Annotated in this window: 2 protein-coding genes; both read left to right on the top strand. The window is 68.2% G+C overall.

Annotated features, from left to right (window positions below; genetic code table 11):
• A partial coding sequence (locus tag K675_RS0121445; protein WP_017905524.1) for an enoyl-CoA hydratase-related protein occupies positions 1-346 on the top strand: 346 nt, incomplete at its 5' end.
• Positions 346-1811: acetyl-CoA carboxylase biotin carboxylase subunit (locus tag K675_RS0121440; RefSeq protein ID WP_017905523.1), on the top strand; the 1466-nt coding region annotated here is incomplete at its 3' end. The genes K675_RS0121445 and K675_RS0121440, both read left to right, overlap by 1 nt.

Here is a 1811-nt window from a genome sequence, read left to right as displayed (position 1 = left end):
TGGCGAGCGCGCCACCCGCCGCTACGCCCTCACCGCCGAGCGTTTCAGCGGCCTGCGCGCCCGAGAACTCGGTCTGTTGGCCGAATGCTACCCCACTGGCGAACTGGACCGGCAGGTCGAGACCTGGATCGACAACCTGCTGCAGAACAGCCCGCAGGCGATGCGGGTGAGCAAGGACCTGCTGCGCGAAGTCGGCAGCGGCGCCCTCACCCCCTCCCTGCGCCGCTATTGCGAAAACGCCATTGCCCGCATTCGCGTCAGCCCCGAAGGCCAGGAGGGGCTGCGTGCCTTCCTGCAAAAACGCCCGCCGGCCTGGCAAGCCGGATCTGCCAAGGAGTCCCATTGATGAGCGCCCCCGTGATCACTTCCCTGCTGGTCGCCAACCGCGGTGAAATCGCCTGCCGGGTGATGCGTACCGCCAAGGCCATGGGCCTGACCACCGTCGCCGTGCACAGTGCCATCGACCGTGACGCCCGCCACAGCCGCGAGGCCGATATCCGCGTCGACCTGGGCGGCAGCAAGGCCGCCGAAAGCTACCTGCGGATCGACAAGCTGATTGCCGCCGCCCAGGCCAGTGGCGCCCAGGCGATCCACCCCGGCTATGGCTTCCTCTCGGAAAACGCCGACTTCGCCCGCGCGGTCGAGGCCGCCGGACTGGTCTTTCTCGGACCGCCCGCCACGGCCATCGACGCCATGGGCAGCAAGTCCGCGGCCAAGGCCCTGATGGAAACCGCCGGCGTGCCCCTGGTACCCGGCTACCATGGCGAGGCCCAGGACCTGGAGACGTTCCGCGAAGCTGCGGCGCGCATCGGCTACCCGGTGTTGCTCAAGGCCACCGCCGGCGGTGGCGGCAAGGGCATGAAAGTGGTCGAGGAGCCCGGCCAACTGGCCGAAGCGCTGGCCTCGGCACAACGCGAAGCGCAATCGTCGTTCGGCGACTCGCGGATGCTGGTGGAGAAATACCTGCTCAAGCCGCGCCACGTGGAAATCCAGGTGTTCGCCGACCGACACGGTAACTGTCTGTACCTCAACGAACGTGACTGCTCGATCCAGCGTCGCCACCAGAAGGTCGTCGAGGAAGCCCCCGCGCCCGGCCTCAGCCCGGCGTTGCGCCAAGCCATGGGCGAAGCCGCGGTACGTGCCGCGCAAGCCATCGGCTACGTCGGTGCCGGCACCGTTGAGTTCCTGCTGGACTCGCGCGGCGAGTTCTTCTTCATGGAAATGAACACCCGCCTGCAGGTCGAGCACCCGGTCACCGAGGCCATCACCGGCCTCGACCTGGTGGCCTGGCAGATCCGCGTCGCCAGCGGCGAAGCCCTACCGATCAGCCAGCAGGAAGTACCGCTGCAGGGCCATGCCATCGAAGTGCGCCTGTATGCCGAAGAGCCGGGCAATGATTTCCTTCCGGCCACCGGACGCCTCGAGGTCTACCGTGAATCGGCGGCCGGACCGGGCCGACGGGTCGACAGCGGCGTGGCCGAGGGCGACAGTGTCTCGCCGTTCTACGATCCGATGCTGGCCAAACTGATCGCCTGGGGCGAAACCCGCGAGCAGGCACGCCTGCGCCTGCTGGCGATGCTCGATGAATTCGCCGTCGGCGGGGTCAAGACCAACGTCGCATTCCTGCGACGGATCATCGGCCACCCGGCGTTTGCCGCGGCGGAGCTGGATACCGGTTTCATCCCGCGTTACCAGGACCACTTGCTGCCGCCGACCGAGCCGCTGGGTGACGAGTTCTGGCAGGTGGCGGCCCAGGCCTGGATGCAAAGCCTGCCCGCAACCCGCCGCGCGGACGACCCGGCCTCGCCCTG

Origin of the sequence: Pseudomonas fuscovaginae SE-1 (assembly GCF_000364705.1) — a bacterium.
Classification (GTDB): Bacteria; Pseudomonadota; Gammaproteobacteria; order Pseudomonadales; family Pseudomonadaceae; genus Aquipseudomonas; species Aquipseudomonas fuscovaginae_A.
Note: the sequence above shows the minus strand (reverse complement) of the source record. Positions and strands in the feature narration are given on the sequence as shown.